The sequence below is a fragment of the Niabella hirudinis genome, from assembly GCF_051201075.1.
GTDB classification, from domain to species: Bacteria; Bacteroidota; Bacteroidia; order Chitinophagales; family Chitinophagaceae; genus Niabella; species Niabella hirudinis.
In genome coordinates, this window is sequence record NZ_JBPEHJ010000002.1 from 135,027 (window position 1) to 147,454 (window position 12,428).

General features: G+C 46.9%; 13 protein-coding genes. 7 read left to right on the forward strand and 6 right to left on the reverse strand.

Annotated features, from left to right (window positions below; genetic code table 11):
• Positions 1 to 9 precede the first annotated feature (9 nt).
• From nirD to GGU45_RS03900, 3 genes are read left to right on the forward strand one after another with little or no spacing between them, the layout of a single operon-like run.
• Positions 10 to 396 carry a nitrite reductase small subunit NirD gene (gene nirD, locus GGU45_RS03890; protein WP_435222205.1) on the forward strand — a complete coding sequence of 129 codons (387 nt, stop codon included), beginning with the start codon at positions 10 to 12 and terminating at the stop codon, positions 394 to 396.
• Positions 383 to 790, forward strand: coding sequence for a hypothetical protein (locus tag GGU45_RS03895; protein ID WP_435222207.1), 408 nt, complete (start codon positions 383 to 385; stop codon positions 788 to 790). The genes nirD and GGU45_RS03895 overlap by 14 nt, the downstream gene beginning before the upstream one ends.
• A gap of 51 nt (positions 791 to 841) precedes the next feature.
• Entirely contained in the window at positions 842 to 1,699 is an 858-nt protein-coding gene (locus GGU45_RS03900; RefSeq protein WP_435222209.1) for a formate/nitrite transporter family protein, read from the forward strand.
• Positions 1,700 to 1,757: 58 nt separating this feature from the next.
• Here GGU45_RS03900 and GGU45_RS03905 read toward each other — a convergent pair whose 3' ends face one another.
• The 3 genes from GGU45_RS03905 to GGU45_RS03915 form a co-directional block, all read right to left on the reverse strand.
• Positions 1,758 to 2,519, reverse strand: coding sequence for a HEAT repeat domain-containing protein (locus GGU45_RS03905; RefSeq protein WP_435222210.1), 762 nt, complete (start codon positions 2,517 to 2,519; stop codon positions 1,758 to 1,760).
• 33 nt (positions 2,520 to 2,552) lie between these two features.
• Positions 2,553 to 4,823, reverse strand: coding sequence for an alpha/beta hydrolase family protein (locus GGU45_RS03910; RefSeq protein ID WP_435222211.1), 2,271 nt, complete (start codon positions 4,821 to 4,823; stop codon positions 2,553 to 2,555).
• An 868-nt stretch (positions 4,824 to 5,691) separates the two neighbouring features.
• Positions 5,692 to 7,161 carry a glycine--tRNA ligase gene (locus GGU45_RS03915; protein ID WP_435222213.1) on the reverse strand — a complete coding sequence of 490 codons (1,470 nt, stop codon included), beginning with the start codon at positions 7,159 to 7,161 and terminating at the stop codon, positions 5,692 to 5,694.
• A 210-nt stretch (positions 7,162 to 7,371) separates the two neighbouring features.
• On the opposite strand from GGU45_RS03915, the gene GGU45_RS03920 reads away from it, so the two are divergent.
• Positions 7,372 to 7,536: a DUF6728 family protein gene (locus tag GGU45_RS03920; protein WP_435222215.1), complete on the forward strand. Its 165-nt coding sequence runs from the start codon at positions 7,372 to 7,374 to the stop codon at positions 7,534 to 7,536.
• Here GGU45_RS03920 and lpxB read toward each other — a convergent pair.
• The 3 genes from lpxB to GGU45_RS03935 form a co-directional block, all read right to left on the reverse strand.
• Complete coding sequence (gene lpxB, locus GGU45_RS03925) at positions 7,514 to 8,656, reverse strand: lipid-A-disaccharide synthase (protein WP_435222217.1); 1,143 nt, start codon at positions 8,654 to 8,656, stop codon at positions 7,514 to 7,516. The genes GGU45_RS03920 and lpxB overlap by 23 nt on opposite strands.
• 138 nt (positions 8,657 to 8,794) lie before the next feature.
• Positions 8,795 to 9,610 carry a 5'/3'-nucleotidase SurE gene (gene surE, locus GGU45_RS03930; protein ID WP_435222219.1) on the reverse strand — a complete coding sequence of 272 codons (816 nt, stop codon included), beginning with the start codon at positions 9,608 to 9,610 and terminating at the stop codon, positions 8,795 to 8,797.
• Positions 9,603 to 9,782 carry a hypothetical protein gene (locus GGU45_RS03935; protein ID WP_435222220.1) on the reverse strand — a complete coding sequence of 60 codons (180 nt, stop codon included), beginning with the start codon at positions 9,780 to 9,782 and terminating at the stop codon, positions 9,603 to 9,605. Before GGU45_RS03935 ends, surE begins: the two co-directional genes overlap by 8 nt.
• A gap of 126 nt (positions 9,783 to 9,908) precedes the next feature.
• Between GGU45_RS03935 and GGU45_RS03940 the strand changes: the two genes are divergently transcribed.
• The 3 genes from GGU45_RS03940 to GGU45_RS03950 all read left to right on the forward strand — a co-directional run bounded on the left by GGU45_RS03940 (position 9,909) and on the right by GGU45_RS03950 (position 12,415).
• A complete protein-coding gene (locus GGU45_RS03940; RefSeq protein WP_435222222.1) occupies positions 9,909 to 11,141 on the forward strand; it encodes an ATP-binding protein in 1,233 nt (410 codons plus the stop codon).
• A gap of 358 nt (positions 11,142 to 11,499) precedes the next feature.
• Positions 11,500 to 12,111, forward strand: coding sequence for a hypothetical protein (locus tag GGU45_RS03945; RefSeq protein WP_435222224.1), 612 nt, complete (start codon positions 11,500 to 11,502; stop codon positions 12,109 to 12,111).
• A 16-nt stretch (positions 12,112 to 12,127) separates the two neighbouring features.
• Positions 12,128 to 12,415 carry a winged helix-turn-helix domain-containing protein gene (locus GGU45_RS03950; protein ID WP_435222226.1) on the forward strand — a complete coding sequence of 96 codons (288 nt, stop codon included), beginning with the start codon at positions 12,128 to 12,130 and terminating at the stop codon, positions 12,413 to 12,415.
• The last annotated feature ends 13 nt before the right edge of the window (positions 12,416 to 12,428 follow it).

Sequence of the window (12,428 nt, forward strand, 5' to 3'; positions counted from 1 at the left end):
TTCAATAGCATGCAAAAAAACAACTGGATCTATGCCTGTAAGGTTACAGACATGCCGCACAACGGAGGTGTGTGCGTGCAGTATGGAGGGGAACAAATCGCCCTGTATTATTTCACCCATCGCAACGAATGGTATGCCACCCAAAACCTGTGTCCGCATAAAAAGCAGATGGCGCTGAGCAGGGGTATGCTGGGCTCACAACAGGGTACGCCTAAAGTTGCCTGCCCCTTTCATAAAAAAACCTTCTCGCTTCGGGATGGGCAATGCCTTAACGATGAAACCTGCAGCGCCATTAAAACCTACCCCGTAAAAATACAGGGAGAGAAGGTGTTCATTGACGTGGCTACCGCTCTTATTCCCCATACATTAAACACATCCATATATGAACCGCAGTAAACAAAAACTACTTGTACTGGCCGCAGTACTGACATTAACAAAAACCGCAAACGCGCAAACAGCCGTTTCAAAAACAGGCGCCGCCCTGTGGGATGGGATGGTTATAGCCGGTTATGTAAACAAAGGCGCCTTTATCAACTTTGGAGGACCGGCCGTTAAATGGACGCGCAAACCTTTTTGTGTAAGCCTGGGCATGCTCCCCTCGCTGCGTATTAAAGAAGATAGAGTAACTACCGGCGCCTCAAAAAACGCCGCCGTAACACCTTCCCTGGGTTGTGGCCTCAGTGCATCTTACAAACACCTGGCCCTGCAGGTGCCAATATTCTATAATGCAAAAACGGCCGCTGCCAATGGAAAATGGAATGTGGGCATTGGTATGGGTTACAAATTTTAGCCCGCATTGCTTTAAAAACCCTTTTTAATCATTAAACTAAAAACCTAAATTATGGATTATAAAAAGCCTGCAGAGGTGGTAGCCCTCATGATTCAGTCCGGTACGGATAAAGGCCGGCTCAACGCCGCTGATCTTTTTGTAAGAGGCACCCTTTCCGGCATGCTGCTGGGCATCGGCACTACGCTTGCCATTACAGCCAGCACACAAACCGGTGTAGCCATCGTGGGCGCCCTATTATTTCCCATTTGTTTTGTAGTAGTGGTGCTAATGGGGCTGGAACTGGCAACCGGGAGCTTTGCCTTGCTGCCCGTAGCCTATTTTCATAAAACAGTACCCATGCCCGTAATGCTGCGCAACCTGGGTATTGTATACGGTGCCAACCTCTTTGGCGCATTGGTATACGCATTCCTGTTTTGGGCTTCGGCAACCAGCTTTGGACAAACCCATACTTCACCCCTAATTTCCAATATTATTAAAATTGCAGAAGCAAAAACAACGGGTTATGGCCAGCTGGGAGGCGCCGGCATTGCCACCGCTTTTACCAAAGGTATTTTATGCAACTGGATGGTAACGATGGGCGTGGTACTGGCGCTCACCTCATCCTCCACCATTGGAAAAATCCTGGCCGCCTGGATCCCCGTATTTATGTTCTTTGCGCAGGGATTCGAGCACGCAGTTGTAAACATGTTCGTAATACCTGAAGGCATGCTGCTGGGCGCCCCCGTAAGCATAGCCGATTGGTGGCTGTATAACCAGGTACCCGTAACCTTAGGTAATATTGCCGGAGCGCTACTATTTACAGCGGCCGCACTATACATTACTTATGGCAAAAAAAACCAGGTACCCGCTGTTGTTATACAGAATTCACAGGCGCCGGAAACCATCATCCGGGAGCCTCATATAGCTTAAGTACACCGGGCAGGAAACCGGCGGAGCAAAGGAGTTATTCCTGCTCCGCCGGTTCCTTTCAGAAGCTGAAATACTCCGCAACCATTCCCCTTGCTTCATCCTGTGTAAGCACTGCAAAGTTTTTATATCGTGCATGCACATCTATAATCTCCTCCAGTGCATCGGCCACCAAGGCTGTGTTTTTCCAGGATTTCAGGTTGGACAGTACAATGGGCAGGCATCCTTTTTTATAGGCGATCTGCCCCAGCACATGTACCAGGGTATTTCGTACACGGGCCGTTTTGTCAAATTCCAGTTCTTTCAACAGGGGTAAAATATCCTGCGGATATTTGCGGCCGCGCAGTTCAATGCCATGGCATATTTCGCGGCGGATCTCTTTGTCTTCGTGATGCAGATAACGCCGGGCCCATTGCAGCACCGGTTCCGGGTTGGCTTCTCCCATTTTTTTCACGGCCCCAATCACCGCGTTCCTTACCGAATGGTGTTTATCAAACAATCCTTTATCAAAAAAGGTTTGAACGACCTTAAAATCATTTTTTCCGATTTCACCCGCTGCATTTACCACCGTTTGGCGTACATAGAAACTTTCATGCGTTAACAGCTGCTCCAGTACTTTTAAAACAGCAGTCCGCTGATCCGGCTCCGCAACATAAAGCCGCCCTGTGCCCAGGTAGGCCGCTTTACGGATATAGGTATCGGCATCATTGAAATAAGGTACGCAGTCCCTTCCCTTACCACATCGCATGGCCTGCTCCAGCTGATTCCGGATCTTTTCAACAAGCGCCGTGCGGGCTGCTTTAGAAAGGTCATAAAAGGCCATACATGCCCGATTGTATTAATTCAGGGTAGTGCATCACTTTAAATATTGTGCTAAAAAGCCCAGCATTGTTTTATAAAACGTGATCCGGTTCTCCTCTCTTTGAAAACCATGTCCCTCATTGTATTTCACCATATAAGGCACGTTAAATCCCCTGGCACGAAGGGCTTTTACGATTTGGTCCGACTCATGAATATTCACTCTCGGATCATTGGCACCCTGTACCACCAGCAATGGTTTCTTGATTTTATCCAGCTGATAAACCGGCGAAACATCTTTCGCAATCTTTGCTTCCTCCGGATCATCCAGATCATACCAGATCTGTTTTACCATTTCTTTATAAGGCTTCCAGTACTCGGGAAAGGAGGCAAAGAAGGTTTCTATATTCGACACGCCTACATAATCTACCCCGCAGGTATACAGGTCCGGCGTTTTCACCAGCCCCATCAAGGTGGCATACCCACCATGACTTCCGCCATAAATGGCTTTCCTGCCCGCATCTGCCCATCCCTTTTCAACTACGTACTGCACACCATCCTCAATATCATCCATCAGCTTGCGGCCAATCTGTTTAAAGCCGGCTCTTAAAAAGTCCTTGCCATAGCCACCGCTGATCCTGAAATTCACCTGTAAGGTGGCATAGCCCCGGCTGGCAAACAATTGCGTTTCCGGGTTAAAGCCCCAGCTATCCCGTATACCCTGCGGGCCTCCATGAGGGTTTACCACCAACGGCACTTTCTTACCATGAAGCGCTGCCTCCGGAAGCGTAATATAACCATGCACCGTTTTACCATCGCGGCTTCTGAAGGTAATGGGCTGCATTACAGCCATATCAGCTTCCTTCAGCTGTGGCATTAAGTCATACAAAAAATTGGTCTTACCGGAAGCCACATCGTAGATATAGTATTTCCCCACCAGCCGGTCGCTGGTCACATACACCAGGTATTTGCTTTCATCATCCGTTTTACCCGTAATAACAAACTGGTAAGCCTTGAATTCCTTTTTCAGGTTAGCGCTCATTTTTTTAAACAATGCGCTTACAGGGATTACTTCTTCTTTTTCGCCTTCGTAGGAATAATAGTCTACTTCATAATTCCGTTTACGGGAAAGACCCAGGCCACCCGCATCATAATCCTTGTTAGAAAACACTTCCCTGATCTTTTCTTTCTTTTTAAAATCGTATAAAATAATACGTGATTTATCAGAATCCAGGTTGGTTAAAACATAGGCCTCATCAGAATTTGCCGGGTTATAGCTAAACGAGATAATATTAAAATTATCATCCCAGTTATTTGTAAAATACAATTCATAGTCTTTAGCGCCGGACGGTTTATAAAAATACTGTGTTTTTACGCCCTGGAACATTTTTGCAAACCCTCTCAGATTACCGTCCTTATCAAAATCATAACCGGCAATGGGATTGTTCACATCTTTATTTTCATATAGTTTCTCCAGCTGGCCGGTAACAACGTTTACTTTATACGGTTCAAAGATCTGTTTATTATCCTTATTCATTGAAATGATCATGTAGTTCTTCTGATCTTTCAGGATCCGCTCGATGCCTGCCTGCACACCGTCAAAAGGCGTTAGGTCCAATACATTGCTGCCATCCACATTGGCCGCATAAATATGATAATTTTCATTGCCGCCCTTGTCCATCGAATAAACCAGCCGCTCATCATTGATCCAGCCGTATCCCTTTATTAGCTCTTCTTTTTCTTCAATGGCCCGGCTTATCTTGCCCGTTGTTATTTCTTTTACATATACATGGCGTTTACCAGCATCGTCCTTCTCCATATAAGAAAGGTATTTACCTCCGGGCGATAGCTGGAATTGCGATGACCTGGGCCGGGCAAAATAATCCTCCACCTTGTATTTATAATTGCCCTTGTCCTGCGCCATGATTTTCGCTAATACGGCCTCAGATGAAGGCAATGTTGTATCTCCGGGTTTTGTAAGAACCGTTTTTGTAAGAACCAAAGGGAGGGTCATTCCCGCCTGTTTAAAATCACCGGTAATGGTATTGCCGTTAAGGGTACCGCTATAACTGATACCGGCGGCTTTTACAGCAAGACTCAGCTTATTATCCGCAAAACCGGTACTGTCAATAGGGATACCACTGGCGCCCTGTTCCGGGCTATCCATTGTAGTTACCAGCTTGTCGTTTTCATTTTTTATATGAAAGACCAGGGAGATCTTTGCCCCCTGAACATTCAGGGCTCCTTTCCAGGAACCGGTAATTGATTGTGCATTCATCATATTTACAGTAAATAGTGCCGTTGTTAAAATAAACAGGAATTTTCTCATAAATCGCTTTTTTGCAAAGTACGCAAATTGTTGAAGTTTTTTAAACTTTTGAACGCGCGCATAATTCCCGCAGATTTGCGCCAATTTTTTGCGCAGTCCCGAAACTTCCTATTGTGTGGACACATTTCTTTAGATTGAACGGTTATCACGAGTAAAGACTACGATGGGGAGCCTGTAACATATGATGGAATGCATCGGAACACAGACTTTCATTCCGCAAAGTGCATGGGTAGCAAGTTGACTTTTGCCCCTGGGAGCTGCAGCGCAGCGCTGATCCTGTTAGTAAACGACAATACGGGTTATAAAGGTGCAGCGCACCGGTAATCATTGCGGGTAGTACAAGCCCCGCGTACGAAATTACCGCCGCGCTGCGGCTAAGAGAAGTTTTAGATACTCATAGTTATAAGGGTTAACGGCGCGCTGCGCCTGTTTGCCATTAAGAGATGAGGTCTTTTGGATCTGAAAGGCCTACGCTGCTGCATTTTATGGGAATAGGTCTTTTCTTATCTTGACGCACATGCCCGCCCCTTCGGGTAAACTCAGTGCAGGCTCCGGGGGATATTATAGCTCCTTCAATTTCATGCTATTTCAATGATATTCGCTATTAAACGGTCACAGATCCGGCGATGGCAAAGCATCAGGCAATGCTATTATTTTCAGGAGATGTGTCCGCACAATAGGAAACTTCGGGATCGCAGAAAATAAATCCGCGGTAATCAGCGGTGTATTGCATCCGTCTAAAATCAGCGGGAAAATCAGACGATCCGATTTTTTGGAGAAAAAGTTCAAACTACTTCGTTGTAAAAAAGACAACACATCCGCAAAACCAGATGTGTTGTCTTTTTATGATTCGTTCTTTGGGTAATTCTTATTTTATGGCCGCACTCACCAGTTCCCCAATCCTGTCGATAGGAATCCGCTCCTGCTCCATGCTGTCGCGGTGACGGATGGTAACCGTATTATCTTCCTTTGTCTGGTGATCCACCGTTATACAAAAGGGTACTCCCAGTGCATCCATACGGCGGTAGCGTTTACCAATGGTATCTTTTTCCTCGTAGAAACATTTAAAATCAGCACGATGTTCTGTCATGATCCCCTGTGCAATCTCCGGTAACCCGTCCTTCTTCGTTAGCGGGAACACGGCCAGTTTGATAGGCGCTAATTTGGCCGGAAACTTCAGCACCACCCGGCTATCCTGCTTCTCAGCCGTGCTCAGATCTTCCTCTGTATAGGCCGAGCAAACCATGGACAGGAACATCCGGTCCAGCCCGATGGAGGTTTCAATCACATAGGGAATATAGTTACCAACCGGCTTCCCGGTTTCGGGATCAATATCGTTATCGAAATACTGCATTTTCTTTTTGCTGTACTCCTGGTGGTTCCTCAGGTCAAAATCTGTACGGCTGTGAATGCCTTCCAGTTCTTTAAAGCCCATCGGGAAATTGTATTCGATATCACAGGCGGCATCTGCATAGTGCGCCAGCTTTACGTGGTCATGAAAGCGGTATTCTGTTTGCGGAACACCCAGCTCCAGGTGCCATTTTAAGCGTTCCTGCTTCCAGTACTCATACCATTCTTTCTGAGTACCGGGTTTGATAAAGAACTGCATTTCCATTTGCTCAAATTCCCGCATGCGGAAAATGAACTGGCGGGCAACGATCTCGTTCCGGAAGGCCTTGCCAATCTGCGCAATGCCAAAAGGAATCTTCATCCGACCGGTCTTTTGCACGTTCAAAAAGTTCACAAATATTCCCTGAGCCGTTTCCGGACGCAGGTATACTTTGTTATTCTCGTCTTCAGAAGAAACAGTCGATCCAAATTCGGTGGAGAACATCAGGTTAAACTGACGGATATCCGTCCAGTTAGCAGTACCGCTCACAAGGCATTTGATCTTATTGTCGTCAATGATCTTTTTCAACGCCACCAGGTCGCCGGCCGCATCTGCTTTTTCCATTTCGCTGATAATCGCAGCTGCTTCGGCCTCCTTACCATCGGCCTTTAACAGGTCGGTATGCGATTCGATCAGGTGATCTACCCGGTAACGCTTCTTGCTATCCTTATTGTCGATCATCGGGTCGTTAAATCCGTCTACGTGCCCGCTGGCTTTCCAGGTAGTCGGGTGCATAAAGATCGCCGCATCAATACCTACAATGTTATCCTGCATCTGCGTCATCGATTTCCACCAGTAGTCCTTGATATTCTTTTTTAATTCGGCTCCCCACTGACCGTAATCGTACACAGCCTGTAATCCATCATAGATCTCACTGCTGGGGAAAATAAATCCGTATTCCTTACAATGCGATATAATCGCCTGAAATTTATTGCTATCCGTTGCCATAGGCCGCAAATTTAGGTTGAAAAGTTGACAGGTTGATCAGTTAAAGAGGAATTACTGTTTTCAGCTACCAGGCGTTAGCCATTCAGCACGCAGCATTCAGCGTTTAGCGTTCAGCATAGACGCCGGCAACGGATCGCTGATCGCTGACGGCTGAAAGCCAGGAAGCTAACAGCCCAATATCGTACCTTTATACTTTAAACCGTTCGTAAAATGGGCATCTGGGACCAAATAGCACAGTATCTCTTCTTAAAGAAGAAAGATCCGAATACTCCTAAAAGCAAGTGGGTGGGTTATATGCATGGCATTAACCGGTTAAGCATCTTATTATTCCTGCTCGCGATTATTTTCATCATTATCCGGCTACTGACGCGCTGAACGCTGTGATAATGGCGGCGGCCTTCCGGGAGGCCTCTCCTTCTGCTGCCAGGATCCGGTGCAGTGCGTCATAATCTTTTTTTAACGCGGTTTTTCTTGCTTCATCAAATAACAGGGCGTTTAACTCGTTAGTGATATTAGCCGTGTTCATCTCTCCCTGGATCAACTCCTTTACCACGGGTTTATCCATAATCAGGTTTACCAGTGAAATATATTTAATGCTGATTACCCGTTTGGCGATCTGGTAACTGATCTCGGAACCTTTATAACAAACCACCTCCGGTACCCCAAACAAGGCCGTTTCCAGCGTTGCCGTTCCGGAAGTCACCAATGCTGCCGTAGCCTGCAGCAAGACGTCATAGGTACGGTTGTTTACGATACTGACATTGGGATATTGCCCGGTAAATTGCTGATAAAACGCATCCTCTACAGCCGGAGCCTGCGCCACTACAAACTGGTAGTCAGGAAACTCCTTACTTACGGCCAGCATTACCGGCAGCTTTTTTTCGATCTCCTGTTTACGGCTGCCCGGCAACAAGGCAATGATGGGTTTCGTTACCGGAGTGCCTGCTGCATTACGAATCACCAGGTCGGTTCCCGCCTTTTTTTTCCGGTCAATTTCTTCAATGAGGGGATGCCCCACATAGTCTACCGACCAGTTCCATTTATTTTGATAGTAGGCCTTTTCAAAAGGCAGGATCACCAGCATTTTATCAATGCAGTGCTTCATCATCTTTACCCGTCCCTCCTTCCAGGCCCACACCTGCGGAGAGATATAATAGACCACTTTAATACCCTGCTCTTTTGCCCATCTGGCAATGCGCAGGTTAAAACCCGGGTAATCCACCAGCACCAATACATCGGGTTTAAACGCCAGGATATCCTCTTTGCAAAAACGGAGGTTGTTCAAAATGGTCTTCAGATTCATCACCACTTCCACAAATCCCATAAAAGCCAGATCGCGGTAATGTTTTACCAGCTCCATACCTGCGGCCTGCATCTTATCCCCTCCCCAGCCACGGACCCTGCTCCCGGGCTGTAGTTGCTTGAGTGCTGTCACCAGGTTGCCCCCGTGCAGGTCACCGGAGGCCTCACCAGCAACAATATAATATTTGCGCATATAATTTGTTTTTTGATGCTGAACGTTCAATGCGCAGCTTAACGCTTAATACAGATGCAATGTCAGACAATGCCATTAGCATTTAGACTACCCGCCATCAGCCATGAACCATTTCCAAATTTCCACATCCTCACATTTTCACATTCCCACATACTCAAATTGACTCCCCCAGTCTTTTTCCAGTTTCTGTTTCAATCCATAATCCGTAAGGTCAAACTCCACCGGAACCACGCTTACATAGTTGTTGGCCAATGCCCACACATCCGTGTCCTTTGATTTATCAAAATTGACAAATTCTCCCGTAAGCCAGTAGTATTTTCGTCCATGCGGATCTTTGCGTTCAATAAATTTTTCCTGGTATTTGGCATAGGCTTGTTTACAGATCCTATATCCCCTGAGTTCCTCTGCCGGCGCTTTGGGAATATTTACGTTCAGCAGGAAATGCTGGGGCAGTTTTTTCCGCAGCATCTTTTTCACGATCAGCCGGGCGTATTGCCGGGATGCTGTAAAATCCGGTTCGGCCCCGTAATCCAGCAGGGAGAAGCCAACAGCCGGAATGCTTTCGATGGCCGCTTCCATAGCGGCCGACATGGTGCCGGAATAAATAACGTTGATGCTGTGATTAGCTCCGTGATTAATGCCGCTCACACAGATATCGGGCTTACGATGCAGGATCTTATCCACGGCCAGCTTTACACAATCCACCGGAGTGCCGGAGCAGGAAAAAGCACGCACCCCTTCAAACAAATCTACTTCATACAGGCGCAACGGATGCCCGATGGTGATCGCATGTCCCATACCCGACTGCGGTTTATCCGGCGCTACTACCACAATCTTTCCAAGCCCTCTTACCGCCTCCACCAGGTTACGGATGCCGGCAGCAGCAACTCCGTCATCATTGGTTACCAGGATGATGGGCTCCTCTTTTATTGTCTTCTGCTTTTTGTTAGCCATAGGCTGCAAAAATAGCTGAAAAGGACCAGACGAAAGGAACGCGGATGGCATTGGGCACGTAACATTTTCCATCCCGAAGGTTTTCGGGATTATCGTTGCTTCGCTGATCAGTTTGAAATACTTCGTGTTCAGGAAAAGTACCGTTGCCTACGAGCGACAAACCAAAGTTCACCTATAAATGATTTAAAATTTACCCACTAAATGGACAAAATTTACCCACTAAACAGTCAAAATTTACCCATTAAATGGACAAAATTTATCCATTATTTTGTACTTTCGTGCTAAAAATACGCTAAAGATGTATCAACGATATATGGCCGGCCCGGTAAAGGAAGCCCTTGAAGACACCTCGGTTATCCTTATCAATGGCGCCCGCCAAACGGGTAAAAGCACTTTTTGCCAGCAGTTAATGGAGCAGGGTATTTTTAACGGGCGGTTTGTCACCCTTGATGATGCTACTACATTGACGGCAGCCCAGGCAGATCCCACTGGTTTTTTGCTCGACCTGGGCGAACAGGTCATTATTGATGAAATACAGCGGGTACCTGAACTCTTTCTGCCAATTAAAAAATTGGTGGATGAAAACAGGAAAACACGCAGGTACATCCTCACCGGTTCTGCAGATGTTATCGCCCTGCCCCGAATGGCCGATTCATTAGCCGGCAGGATCGAAATGCACCAACTATGGCCATTATCACAAACAGAGTTACGAGGGAGCGATCCCCCTTTTTTGAAAGCCGTGACAGACCCCGACACCCCCTATCAAAACCGAAAAATAAACTGGGAGGACACCGTTAGGGCAATCAAGACCGGCGGCTACCCCGATGCTGTTTTACGTACTACTGAAACCCGGCGCGACCGGTGGTTTGAAGCCTACCTGACCGCCGTTTTACAAAAGGACATCCGTGAACTTTCCAACATTGAAGGTCTTACGCAGTTGCCCAATATTTTGCACCTGCTGGCAACAAGAGCCGGCAGCACGGTTAATTTTTCCGACATTGCGCGACTGGCCGGTATCAAAAACACCACGTTTCAGCGCTATATGGCTTTACTGGAGCACGTTTTCCTCCTGGTAAAAATTCCGGCCTGGACACCCAACACAGAGGGACAGTTTGTAAAATCGCCAAAAGTATTGCTAAACGATACCGGACTGCTCTGCCACCTGATGGGAGAAAGCGCAGAAAGCCTCCTCAGCAACAGAACCACGGCCGGTTTGTTTTTTGAAAACTTTGTTACGCTGGAAATCCTGAAACAGTTAAGCTGGAGCAGCCTTTCATTAAAAGCCTACCACTTCAGTATGCACAGCGGTGCGGAAGTAGACCTGGTACTGGAAGACCGGAAGAAACAGCTATACGGCATCGAAATAAAATCCAAAGCCTCAGTAAATGCGGCCGACTTTAACGGGCTCAAACGTTTGGCAACGCTTGCCGGCAAAAAATTTCAAAAAGGTATTGTGCTGTACACTGGTGACCAGGTTACCGGATTCGGAGAAGCGTTTAAAGCGGTACCTGTAGGAAATTTATGGCAGTAGCCGGGCAAGCCCCCGCTATAGTACAGAGAGGGGGCCTCAGGCGCAATCAGTGCCTCCTATGTTTGCCACTGAAGCACTGAAACACTGATGGTCCCTGGGGACAGATTCGTTCCGGCAAAAGGTTTTTGCAAAGCGGCATATCAAAAACCTGCGCTTCTGAGCCTCTGTGGCAAACATAAAAACCGCTAAGGAAACGGCGTTGATTCAGCAATGTTTTTTTAAAGCGCCGGAGTCTGCAATAATAGTTTCCAGCCTTTTTCTGTTGCAGCCCAACTACTCCCGGGGGCCGGGCCACCCGAAAATAAATTTGGTAATAAAAAAACAGATCCCAAACTTTGCAATTCAAAGCACTTTTAAAATGAACGACCCAAAAGAGGACCTGCAGCATATCCGCCAGATGATGGAACGCTCCTCGCGTTTTATTTCGCTTAACGGACTATCCGGTGTAGCTGCGGGTACCATCGCACTGATTGGTGCAGCCATCGCTTACCGCCTGTTTCAGCAACATAATATCGATTATTTTTCCGGCAACCTGTATGCCTACAACTATGAGCTGGAATGGAAGCTCTTCCTGTTAGCCATCGTGATTCTGTTTGCGGCAATAGGGGCCGGCATCCTTTTTACCATTCAAAAAAGCAGGCGAAAAGGGTTAAAGATATGGACCAGCACTACCCGGTTATTGCTGGGTCACCTCCTGGTACCGCTGATCGCTGGAGGTCTGTTTTGCATGGCACTGTTCTACCACGGGCTCTTCGGGCTTGTTGCTCCGGCTACTCTGCTCTTTTACGGACTGGCTCTGGTGAACGCCGCCAGGTATACATTTTCCGATATTCAGTATCTGGGCTATTGCGAAGTATTCCTGGGGATCATCGCATCTTTCATCCCCGGTTACGGGTTGATATTCTGGACGCTGGGATTTGGCATCTTGCACATCATCTACGGCCTGCTGATGTACAAAAAGTATAAATAGACCGTAGCGGAATATCATGAGCATTATTGAAAAATTAAATAAGGATTTTGAAAGCCGGGTGCGACTCGGGATCATGTCGGTACTGGCAGTAAATGGCTGGGTAGACTTTCTGGAAATGAAAGAACACCTGGGGGTAACAGACGGTAACCTGGCCAGCCATATTACCGCATTGGAAAACAAAAAATACCTCGAAGTGAAAAAAGAATTTGTGGGCAAAAAAACAAAAACCTCCTACAAAATCACCCGTGCGGGGAGGGAGGCCTTCACGCAGCATATTAATGCATTGGAACACTTATTAAAATAATTTTTTTTACGCT